The sequence below is a fragment of the Aquirufa sp. ROCK-SH2 genome (assembly GCF_054558315.1).
Genome location: NZ_JBPXKB010000001.1, coordinates 591,104 through 607,605, shown reverse-complemented (window position 1 = coordinate 607,605; position 16,502 = coordinate 591,104). Strand labels below are relative to the sequence as shown.

Here is a 16,502-nt window from a genome sequence, read left to right as displayed (position 1 = left end):
ATGTATAGCCATTCTACTACTTATCGAGTTTGTTATGCAGATACAGATCAAATGGGGTATATGTATTATGGTAACTATGCTAGGCTTTATGAAATAGCTCGAGTAGAGATGTTAAGAAGTTTAGGTGTTAGTTACAAAAGTTTAGAAGATATAGGGATTGGTTTACCGGTATATGACAATTATTCTAAATTTCATGCACCTGCGCTTTATGATGACTTATTGACTGTCAATTGTCGAATAGATGAATTACCTTCTGCAAGAATAATTTTTAATTATCAAATCTTGAATCAGGAAGGTAAATTAATCAATGAGGGGAGAACCACATTGGTCTTTATGAATTTGGTAGATAAAAAAATCATTCGTGTTCCAGAAACAATATCATCCGCTTTAAAATCTGTTTTTAAATGAAAAGGAAAAGGATTTTAAAAGAAATTCAACTTTTTTGGGAACAATTGGAAGAACATTATATTCTTGCCAAAATATTACGTATTCTCTACAAAAAAATCTTTTTGTTTGATATTGATGTTCGAGCAGCGGCGGTAGCTTATAATTTCACCTTGGCCGTTTTTCCAACGATCATTTTTTTATTTTCCCTATTGGCTTATATGCCGATTGATAATTTTGATATGAAAATGATTAGTTTTTTGAAGGTAAATGTTCCTAAAAATTTGCAAAAAGACTTAACAGAATTATTATTAGAAATTATCCATAAAAAACGTGGGGGGCTTTTATCATTCGGTTTTATTTTTGCTTTGTATGCTTCTACAAGCGGAATTATGGCTTTAATTAGATCATTTAATTTGACCTACAAAACCAACGAAAATAGAGGTTATTTCAAAGAAAGATTAATTGCCGTAGCGCTAAATTTTCTTTTGACATTTGTGCTTATCATAGCTTTTAGTGTTTTTATTATAGGGAATTTAATCGTGAATTATTTGCAAGGTAAAGGTCTGTTGAATTATGATTTTACCTTTTATCTAATTAAAACCTTGACCTATTTTAGTACATTTTCGGTCTTCTTTTTTACTATTTCTATTATTTATTATTATGCCCCAGCAATACATAAACGATGGAAATTTGTCAATATTGGATCCATAACAGCTTCCGTTTTAACCATTTTAGTTTCTAATCTTTTCTCATATTATTTGGTGAATTTCGCTACTTACAATAAAGTTTATGGTTCAATTGGTTCTTTGATTGCGCTCATGGCATGGCTATATTTTATCGCATTGATTTTGTTAGTTGGTTTTGAAATAAACGCAACAATAGATCAAGTGAAAACAGAAGAAGAATTAGAGGTGGAGGAAGAAGATTTTTTTCAAATCAAACATATTGAAAAATAATGGAAGCACAATTAGTTAAATTATATGATAAAAATAACTCATTCGTTACCATTTCCAATGTGGTTAATGTGTTGAATAAAAATGGAGTAATCATTTATCCCACAGATACCATGTATGCCCTTGGTTGTTCCATTAACTCTGTACAAGCCATTAATCGTATTTGTGAAATAAAAAATATTCAATCAAACAAAAATAGATTTTCCTTTATTTGTAATGATTTAAGTGCGATTTCCAACTATGCCAAGGTAAGTGATTTTGCATTTAAAACCTTGAAAAGATATTTACCAGGACCTTATACGTTTATTTTACCAGCAAGCTCTAAAGTTCCTTCTATTTTGGTGCAAGGAAAAAAAACGGTCGGAGTCCGCATTCCGGAATATTTACCCATTTTGGAAATTGTCAAGGAATTAGGAGTTCCCTTATTGACAACTTCTTTGCCTACGCTCGATTTAGCTTTAGAAGAATACACGGATCCAAGTTTAATATTTGACCGATATAAAAACCAAGTTGATATGATTTTGGATGGAGGATACGGTGCTATTGATCCTTCCAGTGTTATTCAAATTGATGAAAATGATCAATTTGAAATTATTAGAGAAGGAGCAGGCGATATTGCTGATTTTTCTTAATTCCACTTAATCGAAATCGTTTCAGGTTTCGTGTGTTTCCATCTTCGATGTGACCATAAATATTGTTCTGGATATTTAGTAATCGCTTTTTCAAGATTTAAAGCAAATTGTCGGATGATTTCACCTTTTTCTAAGTTTTCGAAAGGAGCTTCTGCAATTGTTTGATAAGTCATTTGGTAATAACCTCTTTTTGTTCGAATCAATTCACAAAAAACGACAGGGTAATTGTATTCTCTCGCAAATCTTTCCATTCCAGTAAAAAAAGCTGTGTCTTGATTTAAAAATTGTGTCCAATAGGCCGATTCAGGTTTTTGAGGTGCTTGGTCTGCCGCTAGACAAATGGTTCTTGGAATGTTTTTACGTTCTTTGGTTAATAAAATAGATTCTCTCTTTTCCATCAATACAATATTCCCAAATCTAGATCGAACCTGTTTTGAGAACTCATTAAATGTTGGATTATTCAACTTCTGATATACGACATCGTTGATGTTTTTTGTTAATGCCAAACGATGTATGGCCCATTCCCAGTTTCCTTGGTGGCCTGCTACTAAAACCACTGGAATGTTTTGATCAAGATAGTTTTGAACGACTTCCGGATTAACGATATTAATTCTTTTTAAAATTTCCTCTTTCGAAATAGCTGAACCTTTAAAAAATTCAACTAACAAATCGGTCATATAACCATAAAATTGATAACATAGATGATTAATTTCTTTCGTATTCAAATCAGGAAAAGAATTTTTCAAGTTTGTAGTAATAACTTTTTTACGATAGGAAATAACATAGTAAAAAAGGAATTGAATAAAATTGGAAATTCCGTACAAAATAAAAAAGGGTAATCTGCCAATCAATCGGTAAAATATCATTTTCAAATTCTGATTTATTTTTTGTAATCCTTTAGTTTTGCAAATATCCTATTTATTTTTGGGAATGCACATTGAATTACATTATTTACCCAGTCTAGAATATATGTCATTACTTTATTCTTCCGATTCGATAGAATTTGAAGTTGAAGAAAATTTCATCAAACAATCTTTCCGAAATCGAACATTGATTTTAGGCGCGAATGGGGTGGAAAGTCTGACTGTTCCAATTATTCATTTGAGTGGTAAAAAGCAGCAGATGAAAGATGTTCAGATTGATTATTCTCAAGATTGGATTCGAAGGCACAAAGGTGGTATCAATGCGGCTTATGGAAAAGCGCCTTATTTTGAACATTTTGAACCTTTAATTTCATCTATATTTGCGAAAAAAAATAAATTTTTAGTAGATTTAAATATTGATTTCTTAAAATTGATTGAAAGAATTTCCGGGAGAAAGTTGAACTATTCTTTTACTGAGACCTTTATTGAATCGAAAAGTGAATCTTTTTATAATCATTTGAGTCCTAAAATTGCTTGGAAAGAAAGAGCTTATTATGTAGAGTGTCCGTATAGGCAAGTTTTTGGCACAGAATTTGTACCTAATTTGTCTGTAGTAGATTTATTTATGAATTATGGTAGAGAAATGAATGACATTTTAGACCAAAGTTTTCGTAAATTGAACAATTAGTAGATTAAGCTTGTTTTGTGATAAAAATTATTAAGATATGGAGGCGAAGTTTTCAAACAAAGTAAAAGATGTCATTTCATTGGCAAGGGAAGAAGCGCTTAGATTAGGCCACGATTACATTGGAACAGAACATTTGATGTTGGGTATGATACGAGATGGAGAGGGGCCTGGTATTAATTTATTAGTGCGTTCAGGTGTTTCTTTGGATCAATTGCGTCAAAGCATTGAACATTCAACTTCATCTACAAGTAAATCAAGTTTTGACCGTGAAAGTTTATTAAATATTCCGTTAACCAAACAAGCTGAAAAAGTTCTTCGATTAACTTATTTAGAAGCTAAGTATTTTAAGACTAATTTAGTTGAAACGGATCATTTGTTGATGGCTATCTTAAGAGATGAAGATAATGTGGCTACTCAAATTTTGGAAAAATACCAGGTTTATTATGATTTGATCAAAGAAATGGTTGAGTTTCAATCTGGAAATGGTCAAGATGTTAATCCCAAAGCTTCCTCAGATACGGATGATTCAGATGATGATAGCCGCTTGTATTCTGGAGGTTCTTCCAGCGGTTCTTCCGGTTCTAGTTCAAATGTAAAAAGTGCAGACAAAAGTAAAACTCCTGTTTTAGATAATTTTGGAAGAGATTTAACCAAAATTGCCGAAAATGGTAAATTAGACCCAATTGTAGGAAGAGAAAAAGAAATTGAGCGTGTGGCTCAAATTTTATCTCGTAGAAAGAAAAACAATCCGATTTTGATCGGTGAGCCAGGTGTGGGTAAAACTGCCATTGCAGAAGGTTTGGCACTTAGAATTGTTCAAAAGAAGGTTTCAAGAGTATTATTTGGCAAAAGAGTAGTTACTTTAGATATAGCCTCTTTGGTAGCTGGAACTAAATATAGAGGTCAATTCGAAGAAAGAATGAAGGCGGTTATGAATGAATTAGAAAAGTCGACAGACGTCATTCTATTCATTGATGAGTTACATACGATTGTGGGTGCTGGTGGTGCTTCAGGTTCGTTGGATGCTTCTAATATGTTTAAACCCGCTTTAGCGAGGGGTGATATACAAGTTATTGGAGCAACAACTTTAGATGAATATCGTCAATACATTGAAAAGGATGGTGCATTAGCTAGACGTTTCCAAACAGTTATGGTAGATGCGACCACAGTGGATGAAACCATCGAGATTTTAAATAATATCAAAGATAAATACGAAGAACATCATCATGTCAATTATACAGCCGAGTCAATAATTGCTGCTGTAAAATTGTCAGATAGATATATTTCTGATCGTTTCTTGCCAGATAAAGCCATCGATGTGATGGATGAGGTTGGTGCTAGAGTTCATATTTCGAACATCAATGTTCCTGAGGATATCGTTGCATTGGAAGGACAAATTGAATTGGTCAAAAAAGAAAAGAATCAAGTTGTTAAATCTCAAAAATATGAAGAGGCAGCTCAGTTGAGAGATCGTGAAAAACGATTGATAGATGAATTAGAGAAAGCAAAAGTAATTTGGGAAGAGGAATCCAAAAAACAGAAATTTACGGTTAATGAGGAGAGTGTTGCTGAAGTGATTGCTCAAATGACCGGTATTCCAGTTAACAGAGTTGCCACCAAAGAAGGTGAGAAATTGCTTTTAATGGAGCAAGAATTGCAAAAAAGTGTCATTGGACAAAACGATGCCATTAAGAAATTAGTTAAAGCGATTCAGAGAACACGTGTAGGTTTAAAAGATCCGAAAAAACCCATTGGTTCATTTATTTTCTTAGGCCCTACGGGTGTGGGAAAAACAGAAATGGCCAAGGTGCTGGCTACGTATTTGTTCGACAAAGAAGACGCTTTGGTAAGAATAGATATGAGTGAGTACATGGAGAAATTTAGTGTTTCTAGATTGGTAGGAGCGCCTCCAGGATATGTGGGTTATGAAGAAGGTGGACAACTAACCGAAAAAGTTCGAAGAAAACCTTATTCAGTAGTTTTATTGGATGAAATTGAAAAAGCCCATCCAGATGTATTTAATTTGTTATTACAAGTTCTTGATGATGGTATTTTGACTGATGGCTTAGGTAGAAGAGTAGATTTTAGAAATACGATTATCATTATGACATCTAACATTGGTGCTCGTGATTTAAAAGATTTTGGTTCAGGAATTGGTTTTTCAACAAAATCTAAAGTTGATAATTTAGATGAACAAGCAAAGGCAACCATACAAAATGCTTTGAAAAAAGCTTTTGCACCTGAATTTATTAATCGATTAGATGATATAATTGTCTTTAATAGTTTGGAAAGAACCGATTTGCATCAAATCATTGATTTAATGTTAGTGAAATTGAAAAACAGATTAGTTTCCTTAGGCTATGAAGTACAGTTAACTGATAAAGCGAAAGATTTCATCGCTGACAAAGGGTATGATCCTCAATACGGTGCAAGACCGTTGAATAGAGCTATTCAGCGATATTTGGAAGATCCTTTGGCCGAAGAAATTTTAAAAGGAGAATTAAAAGAAAATGAGGTAATTGAAGCAGACTTTGTAGATGGAGCAGAGGAATTATCCATTTCACGTAAAAAAATCAAATAATTAATTTAAAATATATCATGGAATTAGTTCAAAATCAGGTTGTATTAGTTACTGGAGCCTCTAGAGGAATTGGTAGAGCTATTGCAACTTCTTTTGCGAAAGCTGGAGCAAATGTTGCTTTTACTTATTTATCATCTGTAGAAAAAGGACAAGCCTTAGAAAAAGAATTGTCTACCTATGGGATTATTGCTAAAGGTTACAGATCTGATGCTTCAAAATTTGCAGAATCAGAGGAATTGGTTAATTCAGTTCTAGCGGATTTTGGAAAAATTGATATATTGATCAACAACGCAGGAATTACTCGCGATGGTTTATTAATGAGAATGAGTGAGGAGCAATGGGACGAAGTTATTCAAATCAATTTAAAGTCGGTATTTAATCTAACGAAAGCTTGTATCAAACCAATGATGAAGGCTAAATCTGGTTCTATCATTAATTTGACGTCAATTGTAGGGATTAAAGGAAATGCGGGCCAAGCAAATTATTCGGCGTCAAAAGCAGGAATTATTGGTTTTACTAAATCTGTTGCTTTAGAATTAGGTTCTCGAAATATACGTTGTAATGCAATTGCGCCTGGTTTCATAGAAACGGAGATGACGGGTGAGTTAAATGAGGCCACGGTTGAAGAATGGAAAAAATCTATTCCTTTAAAAAGAGGAGGAGAAGCTGAAGAAGTAGCAAATGTTTGCTTGTTTTTAGGTTCGCATTTGTCGTCTTATGTAACTGGCCAAGTTATTCAAGTAGATGGAGGTTTATTGACCTAATGTATCATACAGTTTTGGAATTTTTTGAACAAACCTCAATGTCAGTTTTACTTTCATTGGGGTTTGTTTTTATCACCTCTTTACTATTTACATTATATACTAATAAAACGAAATTTTCGGTAACTAAAAGTAAGTTACTAATAGTTTTTGTTTCTCTTTTACGTAGTCTATTGATTACATCTTTGGTATATGCAGCTCTTGGTGGTGCTTTTTGGGGTTCATCTCCTAAATTAAATGAGTCAGTTTTATTGCTCATTGATAATTCCACTTCTATGCGAACAGGTGGAATTGAAAAGGCTAAAAGAGAATTTCAAGATTTAATTCAAATCATAAAGCAGAAGCATCCCAATCAAAACATATTGATTTATTCTTTATCAGGGAAATTACTTCTTGAAGAAAATATCAATTTTGATGAAGCTCAATCCACGGTTTCAAATGTTTCAAAGATAATATTTAATATTTCTCAAAAATCCTCATTAGCTTCAATTTACCTCTTTTCAGATGCTCAATTGGAAAACATTGAGGATATATTGAATGCTCCGTATCATATCGTTTTGATACCATTTGGTAAAATAGAAGCTAAAAAGCAATTAGAAGTAGATGTTCCCAGAAAAACAATTATTAGTGTTCCCAATGAGGAAATACAGATACCACTTTCATTGGGGATGGGTGATGCATTCAATCAACAGGGAATTATGAGTGAAATTTATATTGATAAAAAATTAACCTCAACCATAAAAACAAATATAAACAGTAAGGAACCTTATCAAAACCTTCACTTTTCTGTTAAGAGTAATAAATTGGGCTTACATCAAGTGCAAATTATTGTCAAAAATCCTTCGGGCCAACAATTTAAAAATATTTCTTGGCTAGTTGTGAAGGAAAAAGCAGTTGTCAATGCGTATGCATCATCACCACACCCTGATTTAGGTGTAATTAATAGAATTGCTAAATCAATGCATATTACTTTAAATTGGAACTTTACGAATAAGCCAAATTTTACAGGAAAAAATATTTTATTATACGGAAATTTTGGACAAAAGTTAAATCCTCAAAATAACTTTCGTTTGTTGGAAATTAATACATCGAAGGAGAAAAATGTAGCACCATTTCAACATAACGAATATGATTTATGGAAATTACAGATGAATGAAAATGTTGAATTGGGTCGAACTACGAAGCTAGATTCCATTGTTAGGACTTGGTTGACGGAGGCATTTTTGAAAAATAGCCAAGAAGAGGATTTGTATTATTTTGAAAATAATCAGGTAAACGAAAAAGAAGATTTAATTTTTCACGCAGAAAGATACTCAATGGATAACCAATCGATCATTGATTTAATATTTGTCAATGAGAAAGATTCAAAGTTGAATAAAATGTATCAATTTAATTTGATTGAAGCGTTTAATCAATTTTCCATAAAAGGATTAACAGAGGGACTTTACCAAGTATATGTCCGTTCAAAGGATAAGAAGGCTTTGAAGAAATTAGATCAAGTTATTGTAGGAAAATATTCTCCTGAATCAAACGTTGGGAGGAATATGATTACTATTAATCGGATGGTTTCATCTAACAATATTGAGGTGATTGAAATGGATAAAATTTTGCAAAATCCTGTAAAAAATGCTTTTTCAGATACTAAGATGGTACAAAAAAGTAAAAATATTTCAGTAATAGAATTTCCTGCATTTTGGATCATAACACTTGTTTTATTGTTTACTGAGTGGTTTTTTAGAAAGAAAATTAATCTACTATGAAAAAATATGTTTGGTTCTTGTTTGTGGTGTTTGGTATTTTTTCTTGTAAAAAACTGGAAAATACAACAATCTCAGAAGGAACTTTTCAAACCAACATTCCACATCATTCTCTAGGGACTAGTATTGTTGATTTTAGCATCAGTTATGACACCTTATTTAAATGGATAGGGCTTGGAAAAGGGAAAGAATTGTATAATTCAAAATTGGATAAAAATGCTGCATTTCCTTTGAAATTGATTCAAGAAGGTCCATTTAGAGTTGTTTCAGTTGTTGGGAATAAAATTCAATTAAGTGTGCCTATTTCATGGGAAGCAGAACCTAGTCTTTCTGGGTTTTCTGCTGGTATTGTTCGAGGTAAAATGCAGTTGCAAATAAAGTCCCAAATTGATTTATCTAATTTTCAGCAAATGAATGTAAAAGAAACTGAATTGGAATATCAATGGTTGGAAAAACCGAACATAAAAGTGATGGGATTCGGAGTAAATGTTACTGGATTAATAGACCAACTAATTAAATCTAAGAAATCAATGATTATTGATAATATCAATAACTATTCCAATGGTGTATTACAGTTTAATCAATGGGAAAAATCGATTACGGAGCTTTTGAAACCCATTGTTTTTCAAGATATTGTTTTTCATAATTACAATACATCTGTCGATTTAAGTCATTTAGCCTTGAATAATTCAGGTTTAAATGGAACTATTCGCATCAAATCCCACATTGAATTAACTGATAAATTGAATGTACTAGCTTATAATTTGCCTCAAAATATTCGATTGGAGAAGTTGAATGAAGATACGATATCAAAAATTGATTTTAATTTAAATGTCAGTTTTGAGTATATCAAAAAGATTATTGCTGAGAATTTGAAAGCTGAATACAAATCATCAAAAATTAATTTCGACTTTAGAACGATTGATTCAAGTGGCGTAATGTGTGAGGTGGCAGGTATAAAAGGAGAGAAGTCGCTTCTTCAAGTAAAGTGGGTACCTACCATAAAATCTGTGGGTAAATTAGGTGTTCAGCCTCAAGTTATACAGCTAAAAGATTTTTCATTTCCTACATCATTATTAAAAAAGTCAGCTAAAAAAAGAATCTTCAAGCAATTGAATTTATTTGAATATGATATCAATTCGAAAATTGAAGCATTATTGGCTAGTAATCAATTGGTGGAGAATCAAGGTTATCAATTGAAATTAAATACTATTTCTTGGAATAAACAGTCGATTAATTTAGCAGGAGTTGTAGAAGGGCGGTATAGTCTTAAAAAATAAATGTAAATTTGCAACGAGAAAATAAATCGTCTTATCGCTTTTTTAAAGAGGAAAGTCCGAACAACATAGAGCATCGTGCTTCCTAACGGGAAGGAAAACTGTAAAGTTTGACAGATAGTGCCACAGAAAATTACCGCCTTCGGGTAAGGGTGAAAAGGTGGGGTAAGAGCCCACCGCAAATTTGGCGACAAATTTGGCATAGGTAAACCTCACGAGTTGCAAGATCAAATAGGCTGACTGTCGAAAGACAAAAGGGCTGCTCGTCCGATGTCAGTGGGTAGATTGCTAGAGGTTTGTAGTGATGCAAATCCAAGATAAATGATAAGAGGGTGTTTACACTTACAGAATTCGGCTTATAGATTTATTTTCTCTTTTTTTATGTTTGCAAATTTGTACAATTTCATGTATTTTTGCAGACATTTTATAAACCCGAAGGACGTGATCCTTCATAAACCCATTTCAAATGGCTGTTAAAATCAGACTAGCGCGTCGTGGACGCAAGAAATTAGCAATTTTCGATGTAGTAGTATCAGACGCACGTGCACCACGTGATGGTCGTTTTATTGAGAAAATTGGAACTTATAACCCAAATACAAATCCTGCTTCAATTACATTGAATGAGGCAAATGCATTAAAATGGGTTATGAATGGTGCTCAACCTACAGATACAGCAAAAGCTATTTTATCTTACAAGGGTATTTTGTACAAAAAACATTTACAAGTAGGTGTTATCAAAGGTGCAATTACACAAGAGCAAGCAGATGCGAAATTTGAGGCTTGGAAAGCAGAGAAAGAAGTGAAGATTCAAACTAAGTCAACTGGCTTACAAAAATCTAAAGATGCTTCTAGAGCTGCAGTTTTAGCTGCTGAAGCGAAAGTTTCTGCTGCGAGAGCTGAGGCCATTGCTGCTAAAAACAAAGTAGAAGATGAAGCAATTGTTGCTAGCGTAGTAGATGCTATCAATGAAGCGGAAGAAGAAGCTACTGGTGTTGAAGTAGAAGAAACAACAGAAGTTGCAGCTGAAGTTGCTGAAGCTCCCGTAGTTGAGGAAGCGGCTCCTGAAGCTCCAGCAGTTGAAGAAGCTACTCCAGAGGCTCCAGCTGAAGAACCAGCAGCAGAATAATTTTTATTTATTTTGAAAAATCATACAGATTTGTTTATCAAATTTGTATGATTTTTTTTTGTATATATGGCAAAGCAAGAATATTTTGAATTAGGCACTCTTTCTAAACCACATGGTATAAAAGGAACTCTACATGTTTACCTAGATGTGGATGACCCTTTTGAATACGAAGGTTTAAAATCAGTTTTCGTACAAATAGGTAATGAATTGGTACCTTATTTTGTAGATGATTTACAAGTGAAAACGAATCTGAACTTAATCAGCTTGGAAGGTATTGATTCAATCGATGCTGCGAAAGAATTAGTTGGACACAAATTGTTTTTACCCCTAAGTTTTTTGCCAAAATTAAAAGATGATCAATTCTATTATCATGAAGTAGTTGGATATCAAGTGAAGGATGAAAAATACGGCGATTTAGGGGAAGTAAAAGAAATTTATTCAACTGGCGCTCAAGATGTCATTGTAATGAATTATAAATTCAAAGAGGTATTAATTCCTCTTACAGATGAAATTATTCCTAAAGTGGATAAAAAAAATAAAATTGTTCATAGTTGTTTACCGGAAGGTTTATTAGAAGTGTATTTAGATGATGAGAATTGATATTATTTCAGTAGTTCCTGCTTTAATGAATAGTTTTTTTGAACATTCTATTTGCAAGCGTGCAGCTAATGCAGGACTAGTTGAAATTCATTTGCATGATCTTCATGATTATTCTACTAAAAAATTTCGTCAAGTGGACGATTATCAATTTGGTGGGGGAGCGGGAATGGTTATCGCCATTGAGCCATTAGCCAATTGTATCAAATCTTTAACAAATGAACGTTCTTATGATGAGATCATCTATTTTAGTCCAGATGGAAAAGTATTAAACCAAGGTCTATCTAACCAATTAAGTCTTAAAAATAATATGATGTTCATTTGTGGGCATTACAAAGGAATAGATGAGCGTATTAGAGAGAAGTATGTTACTTTAGAAATATCTATTGGAGATTATGTACTTTCTGGAGGTGAATTAGCAGCTGCTGTTTGTGCAGATTCCATCATTCGATTAATACCGGGTGCCATCGGAGATGAGAGCTCTGCTTTAACGGATTCTTTTCAAGACGGTTTATTAGCACCACCTGTTTACACTCGTCCTGCCTCGTTTGATGGAATGGATGTTCCTGAGATATTGCTTTCTGGTCATGAAAAAAAAATCGATGCTTGGAGATATGAGCAATCCATCGAACGTACAAAAAAAAGAAGGCCTGATTTATTAAAATAATGAAAGAAAAAAATGCGCTTTCGTTAAAAGTAATTATTTCTCTAGGTGCTTTGTATTTAATATGGAGCTCTACTTTCTTAAGCGTTCGAATATTATTGGGCTATTTACCCCCACTTTTTATTACATTTTCTCGAAATCTTGTTGCTGGTTCTCTTTTATTGATTTGGGCAATTGCCGGGAAACATTGGATAAAAATGCCTTTTCATGACCTGAAAATTCATTTTTTTGCGGGTATTTTACTGATATTCTTTGGCAATGGTTTTATGTCTTTGGCTGGTTCCATCGTTCCAAGTGGTTTTTCCTCTGTATTCATGGCTTTAGGGCCCTTATTATTGGTTGTGTTTTTTTGGATGGTAGGGAAAAAGCCAAGTAAGCGAAAGTTTTTCGGTACAATTATGGGCTTAATAGGTATCATTATTTTAGCATCTCAGAAAAACTTAGCTATTCCCGGTAAAGAATTTGAATTTTGGAAGGGTATCGCTTTTTTAAGTGTAGCTGTTTTATGCTGGAATTTAGGGGTTTTTACTATTCAACATTCTGGAGCTAATAAATATCATTTCACCCAAGTTTGCTCGATACAAATGCTTACGGGTTCTTTATTGGCCTTCATTGTAAGTTATTTGATAGAAGATCACCATTCCATCATTTTTTCTTCTTTGCCTTTCAAAGCTTATGCTGTTTTTATTTATTTAGCATTGGTTGGTAGCATGTTGGGTTTTTCTATTTTTGGATATTTATCAAAAGTATGTGATGCTACTTTAGTGGCTACTTATACCTATGTTAATCCAGTATTGGCATTGATATTAGGAAATATTATTTTAAATGAAACTTTGCATTCTATTTTACTTTTAGCAAGTTTTTTTATACTATTGGCAGTTGTTTTAATTACAACTGATAAATCAAAAGTCTAAACCTATGAAATTCTCCCTTACGCTTGTTGCAATTTTATCCTTGTTAACTTTCTCTAAATCAATGGCTCAGCAGTTTAACCCTCTATATGACGGTCCTATTCCCAACTATATTGATGCACCCAATGAACAAACGAGTCAAGTAACGAATGGAATTTTACGAATATCAAAAGTTAGCAAACCTACCTATCATTTTTATCCTTCTAATTCAGGAAATGCAAACAATCGTCCTTGTGTCATTATTTGTCCTGGTGGGGGCTACGGTATTTTAGCTGCCTCTCATGAAGGTTCTGATATTGCACAAAAATTAAACGAAATAGGTATTCATGCTCTCGTTTTATATTATCGAATTCCAAACGTTGCGAATCAAGTGGATAAAAAAATAGCTCCTCTTCAAGATGCACAACAAGCCATTCGTTTGGTGAGAAAAAATGCTCAAATTTGGGGAATTGATAGTAACAAAGTAGGAATCATGGGATTTTCTGCTGGTGGACATTTAGCATCTAGTGCGGCAACCCATTTTGATAAAGATTATACAGGAATAAATGATCAAATCAATTTAAGACCCGATTTTCAAATTTTGTTATATCCTGTTATCTCATTTAGAGATTTTACTCATTCTGGTAGTCGTACCAATTTAGTAGGTAAAGATGCACCAGAGGATTTATTGCATTTATTTTCAAATGAAGAACAAATTAATGCTAAAACTCCGCAAGCATTTATCGTTCATGCATCAGATGATAAAGCAGTACCATTGAAAAATTCTTTAATCTACGCTGAAAATTTAGTTAATAATAACGTAAAAGTAGATTTACATGTTTTTGCAAATGGAGGTCATGGCTTCGGTTTGAATAATAAAACGACTAAAGATGATTGGTTTAAAAGTTTAACGGAATGGTTTAAAAGTCAAGCTATTCTTTAATTTTCTTCCATTTCATAAAATAATAAAAAGGTATTCCTAATAGAACAATGAATAAACCTGTCAATGAAGAACCAGGTTTAACAATTAATAGGTTGATACAAATCAATGCTAAAAGTATAAGATAAACGATAAATAAGGATTTATCTGTCCAAGGTAATTTATGAGTATTGATTTTTTTATTAAACAATGCTAATACAGTTAGAAAATAAAAGAGGAGGATAGCAAAAACGGTGAAGTCCAATAGAACACTATATGAACCCGAAAAACATAAAATAATTGCCCAAAAACCTTGAATTAGAAGTGAGTTAGCTGGAACACCAACTTTATTTAATTGAGCCGCTTTACTAAAAAACAATTGATCTTTTGCCATTGCCTCAAATAATCGTCCACCAGCTAATATTATTCCATTATTGCAACCAAAAGTTGATATCATAATCAATACTGCCATAATGCTAGCTCCAATACCTCCTAATACTGTTTCTAATGCAGCAGATCCCAAACGATCTTGAGATGCGAACATTATACCCCGTTCATAAGCTGTAGCACCATTTATATGGCCTTCCAATGGCAAAATGCCCAAATAGGAAATATTCGTTAAAATATAGAGTAAACAAACCAATGCTGAGCCAAATACTAAACCTTTAGCGATTGTTTTTTGAGGATCTTGAAAATCACTAGATGCGAACGTAACATTATTCCATGCAGAAGATGAAAATAATGGTCCAATTAACGAGGCACCAAAAATGCTAGCAAATCCAATCATTGTTAATGAATCGAAACTATTACTATTGGGATTGTAATTTTTTGGACTTTTAAAAAAATGCTCAAAATGAATCCAATCATTCTGAAAACCAACATATAAGCCTATAAGAATTAAAATGACAATCGCTCCGATTTTAGTAAACGTAAACAAGTTCTGAATAAAAGAAGCAAACTGAATGCCTCTTAAGTTAAACCAGGTAAGCAACATGATTAAAAATGCCGCTAAAAGTTGTTGTGTATCTATGTAATTCCCGATAAGAGGATTTTCGTTGATCCAATTCGGAATTAATAAGCTTGTATATTTTGCAAAAGCTACAGCTACAGCGGCGATAGTACCCGTTTGAATAACTAAAAAGGTAGACCATCCAAAAAGAAAACCGATCATAGGGGAGTAAGCTTCTTTTAAATAGATATACTGACCACCTGTTTTTGGGAATATACTAGATAACTTACCATAAGCATAGGCTCCTGTAATTGTCAACAAACTTGTTAATAACCAAGTAGATAGCCACCAAAATCCAGAATTGATTGATCTACCAACTTCACTACTAACTAAAAATATACCAGAACCTATCATTGACCCCATGACTAATAGGGTCGCATCTAATGTGGATAATTTTTTATTCATTTTATATTGGATTCTTGAAATTAGACAATTTTTAAATTTGTTGATTTTTTCTATTAATATTTAAAGATTAGACATTTTTTTGGTGTTTTTAGACAGTAATTAAAAAAAATAAAAATTGTAAACGTTTCCGTAAACGTTTACGGAAATAAATTCAAGAATTTCTTTGAATTTTAATATTGTACCTCTTTATATTTAGTCAAATAATAAGCAGAAAAAAATAAATGCTTTTAACAAATTATTAAATAATACAATTTCACTTGATAAGAAATATGAAAAAGAATTTTAATGAAATTTTAGCTTGGGAAAAATTTAGGACTGGGGACGAAAGAGCATTTTCTGAAATTTATCAAAATTTTGTGCAACCGCTGTATTCTTATTCCATGGGAATAACCAATGATAAAGAGTTAATCAAAGATTGTCTTCATGATCTATTTGTTGAGCTTTGGAAAAATCATGCCAATTTAGGTCCTACTACAAGTGTTAAATTTTATTTGATGGCATCTATTAAAAGAAAATTGATTCGCCAATTAGATGGACAATTAAGATCATTAAATCATTATACGAATTATAGTATTGAAAATGTAGAAAATTATCACTCTCAAGAGATTCATTTAATTAAAGCAGAGGACGAGCATTGTACCCATCGTTTGTTAAATGGCAGTTTGTCTAAATTAAGCAAACGTCAAAGAGAAGCTATTTCTTTAAAATATTATCAAAACATGGACACTGAACAAATTAGTGATTATATGAAAATTAATCATCAGTCGGTCTACAATTTAATTTTTGGAGCCTTGAGAATACTAAAATCTAATCTCTCAAAAGAATCAATGGTCTTTTAATGGTATTTTTTGGAGTATTTTTTTGAGTATAAAAAGAATCTGTACTGCTTTATAGGTTATTAGATAAAGTAGAACTGACTGAAATGCTTGAAAAACGGAAATTTTTTGTTGATAAATCACTTAAAAAGGATGTTTTTCAGCTTTTTGAAAAGTT

The 16,502-nt window shown here is 32.5% G+C and carries 16 protein-coding genes and 1 other RNA gene; 15 read left to right on the top strand and 2 right to left on the bottom strand.

Annotation, left to right across the window (positions count from 1 at the left end; genetic code table 11):
- The 3 genes from V7S79_RS02655 to V7S79_RS02645 are packed head-to-tail and all read left to right on the top strand — an operon-like array spanning position 1 to position 1,972.
- On the top strand, positions 1 to 408 hold the full coding sequence (locus V7S79_RS02655) for an acyl-CoA thioesterase (protein ID WP_459489002.1): 408 nt from the start codon (positions 1 to 3) through the stop codon (positions 406 to 408).
- Positions 405 to 1,343: a YihY/virulence factor BrkB family protein gene (locus V7S79_RS02650; protein WP_459489001.1), complete on the top strand. Its 939-nt coding sequence runs from the start codon at positions 405 to 407 to the stop codon at positions 1,341 to 1,343. The genes V7S79_RS02655 and V7S79_RS02650 overlap by 4 nt, the downstream gene beginning before the upstream one ends.
- A complete protein-coding gene (locus V7S79_RS02645) occupies positions 1,343 to 1,972 on the top strand; it encodes an L-threonylcarbamoyladenylate synthase (protein WP_459489000.1) in 630 nt (209 codons plus the stop codon). Before V7S79_RS02650 ends, V7S79_RS02645 begins: the two co-directional genes overlap by 1 nt.
- Here V7S79_RS02645 and V7S79_RS02640 read toward each other — a convergent pair.
- Complete coding sequence (locus V7S79_RS02640; RefSeq protein WP_459488999.1) at positions 1,969 to 2,838, bottom strand: lysophospholipid acyltransferase family protein; 870 nt, start codon at positions 2,836 to 2,838, stop codon at positions 1,969 to 1,971. The genes V7S79_RS02645 and V7S79_RS02640 overlap by 4 nt on opposite strands.
- A gap of 64 nt (positions 2,839 to 2,902) precedes the next feature.
- On the opposite strand from V7S79_RS02640, the gene V7S79_RS02635 reads away from it, so the two are divergent.
- From V7S79_RS02635 to V7S79_RS02585, 11 genes are all read left to right on the top strand, one after another.
- Positions 2,903 to 3,523 carry a WbqC family protein gene (locus tag V7S79_RS02635; RefSeq protein WP_459488998.1) on the top strand — a complete coding sequence of 207 codons (621 nt, stop codon included), beginning with the start codon at positions 2,903 to 2,905 and terminating at the stop codon, positions 3,521 to 3,523.
- A 37-nt stretch (positions 3,524 to 3,560) separates the two neighbouring features.
- A complete protein-coding gene (locus tag V7S79_RS02630) occupies positions 3,561 to 6,104 on the top strand; it encodes an ATP-dependent Clp protease ATP-binding subunit (protein ID WP_459488997.1) in 2,544 nt (847 codons plus the stop codon).
- Positions 6,105 to 6,121: 17 nt separating this feature from the next.
- The gene (fabG, locus tag V7S79_RS02625; RefSeq protein WP_459488996.1) at positions 6,122 to 6,868 is read left to right on the top strand and encodes a 3-oxoacyl-[acyl-carrier-protein] reductase; all 747 of its coding nucleotides are present in this window, start codon (positions 6,122 to 6,124) and stop codon (positions 6,866 to 6,868) included.
- Positions 6,869 to 6,906: 38 nt separating this feature from the next.
- Positions 6,907 to 8,625 carry a hypothetical protein gene (locus tag V7S79_RS02620; protein WP_459488995.1) on the top strand — a complete coding sequence of 573 codons (1,719 nt, stop codon included), beginning with the start codon at positions 6,907 to 6,909 and terminating at the stop codon, positions 8,623 to 8,625.
- Positions 8,622 to 9,902 (top strand): DUF4403 family protein, encoded by a 1,281-nt coding sequence (locus V7S79_RS02615; RefSeq protein ID WP_459488994.1) that lies wholly within the window; start codon positions 8,622 to 8,624, stop codon positions 9,900 to 9,902. The genes V7S79_RS02620 and V7S79_RS02615 overlap by 4 nt, the downstream gene beginning before the upstream one ends.
- A gap of 18 nt (positions 9,903 to 9,920) precedes the next feature.
- An RNA gene (gene rnpB, locus V7S79_RS02610) (RNase P RNA component class A) lies at positions 9,921 to 10,274 on the top strand.
- A 91-nt stretch (positions 10,275 to 10,365) separates the two neighbouring features.
- Positions 10,366 to 11,025 (top strand): 30S ribosomal protein S16, encoded by a 660-nt coding sequence (locus V7S79_RS02605; protein WP_459488993.1) that lies wholly within the window; start codon positions 10,366 to 10,368, stop codon positions 11,023 to 11,025.
- A 66-nt stretch (positions 11,026 to 11,091) separates the two neighbouring features.
- Positions 11,092 to 11,625, top strand: coding sequence for a ribosome maturation factor RimM (rimM, locus tag V7S79_RS02600; RefSeq protein ID WP_459488992.1), 534 nt, complete (start codon positions 11,092 to 11,094; stop codon positions 11,623 to 11,625).
- On the top strand, positions 11,615 to 12,289 hold the full coding sequence (gene trmD, locus V7S79_RS02595; protein WP_459489266.1) for a tRNA (guanosine(37)-N1)-methyltransferase TrmD: 675 nt from the start codon (positions 11,615 to 11,617) through the stop codon (positions 12,287 to 12,289). The genes rimM and trmD overlap by 11 nt, the downstream gene beginning before the upstream one ends.
- The gene (locus V7S79_RS02590; RefSeq protein WP_459488991.1) at positions 12,289 to 13,200 is read left to right on the top strand and encodes a DMT family transporter; all 912 of its coding nucleotides are present in this window, start codon (positions 12,289 to 12,291) and stop codon (positions 13,198 to 13,200) included. Before trmD ends, V7S79_RS02590 begins: the two co-directional genes overlap by 1 nt.
- A 4-nt stretch (positions 13,201 to 13,204) precedes the next feature.
- Positions 13,205 to 14,119, top strand: coding sequence for an alpha/beta hydrolase (locus V7S79_RS02585; RefSeq protein ID WP_459488990.1), 915 nt, complete (start codon positions 13,205 to 13,207; stop codon positions 14,117 to 14,119).
- On the opposite strand, the gene V7S79_RS02580 is transcribed toward V7S79_RS02585, so the two are convergent.
- The gene (locus V7S79_RS02580) at positions 14,109 to 15,509 is read right to left on the bottom strand and encodes an APC family permease (RefSeq protein ID WP_459488989.1); all 1,401 of its coding nucleotides are present in this window, start codon (positions 15,507 to 15,509) and stop codon (positions 14,109 to 14,111) included. The two genes, V7S79_RS02585 and V7S79_RS02580, sit on opposite strands and share 11 nt — an antisense overlap.
- A gap of 269 nt (positions 15,510 to 15,778) precedes the next feature.
- On the opposite strand from V7S79_RS02580, the gene V7S79_RS02575 reads away from it, so the two are divergent.
- Positions 15,779 to 16,348, top strand: coding sequence for an RNA polymerase sigma factor (locus V7S79_RS02575; protein WP_459488988.1), 570 nt, complete (start codon positions 15,779 to 15,781; stop codon positions 16,346 to 16,348).
- Positions 16,349 to 16,502 lie beyond the last annotated feature (154 nt).

What these genes read in the sequence shown, in the direction of transcription:
- V7S79_RS02635 (WP_459488998.1), top strand. Translation starts at nt 2,903, where the DNA reads ATGCACATTGAATTACATTATTTACCCAGTCTAGAATATATGTCATTA.
- V7S79_RS02605 (WP_459488993.1), top strand. Translation starts at nt 10,366, where the DNA reads ATGGCTGTTAAAATCAGACTAGCGCGTCGTGGACGCAAGAAATTAGCA.
- V7S79_RS02590 (WP_459488991.1), top strand. Translation starts at nt 12,289, where the DNA reads ATGAAAGAAAAAAATGCGCTTTCGTTAAAAGTAATTATTTCTCTAGGT.
- V7S79_RS02575 (WP_459488988.1), top strand. Translation starts at nt 15,779, where the DNA reads ATGAAAAAGAATTTTAATGAAATTTTAGCTTGGGAAAAATTTAGGACT.
- trmD (WP_459489266.1), top strand. Translation starts at nt 11,615, where the DNA reads ATGAGAATTGATATTATTTCAGTAGTTCCTGCTTTAATGAATAGTTTT.
- V7S79_RS02620 (WP_459488995.1), top strand. Translation starts at nt 6,907, where the DNA reads ATGTCAGTTTTACTTTCATTGGGGTTTGTTTTTATCACCTCTTTACTA.
- fabG (WP_459488996.1), top strand. Translation starts at nt 6,122, where the DNA reads ATGGAATTAGTTCAAAATCAGGTTGTATTAGTTACTGGAGCCTCTAGA.
- V7S79_RS02580 (WP_459488989.1), bottom strand. Translation starts at nt 15,509, where the DNA reads ATGAATAAAAAATTATCCACATTAGATGCGACCCTATTAGTCATGGGG.
- V7S79_RS02650 (WP_459489001.1), top strand. Translation starts at nt 405, where the DNA reads ATGAAAAGGAAAAGGATTTTAAAAGAAATTCAACTTTTTTGGGAACAA.
- V7S79_RS02630 (WP_459488997.1), top strand. Translation starts at nt 3,561, where the DNA reads ATGGAGGCGAAGTTTTCAAACAAAGTAAAAGATGTCATTTCATTGGCA.
- V7S79_RS02645 (WP_459489000.1), top strand. Translation starts at nt 1,343, where the DNA reads ATGGAAGCACAATTAGTTAAATTATATGATAAAAATAACTCATTCGTT.
- rimM (WP_459488992.1), top strand. Translation starts at nt 11,092, where the DNA reads ATGGCAAAGCAAGAATATTTTGAATTAGGCACTCTTTCTAAACCACAT.
- V7S79_RS02655 (WP_459489002.1), top strand. Translation starts at nt 1, where the DNA reads ATGTATAGCCATTCTACTACTTATCGAGTTTGTTATGCAGATACAGAT.
- V7S79_RS02585 (WP_459488990.1), top strand. Translation starts at nt 13,205, where the DNA reads ATGAAATTCTCCCTTACGCTTGTTGCAATTTTATCCTTGTTAACTTTC.
- V7S79_RS02640 (WP_459488999.1), bottom strand. Translation starts at nt 2,838, where the DNA reads ATGATATTTTACCGATTGATTGGCAGATTACCCTTTTTTATTTTGTAC.
- V7S79_RS02615 (WP_459488994.1), top strand. Translation starts at nt 8,622, where the DNA reads ATGAAAAAATATGTTTGGTTCTTGTTTGTGGTGTTTGGTATTTTTTCT.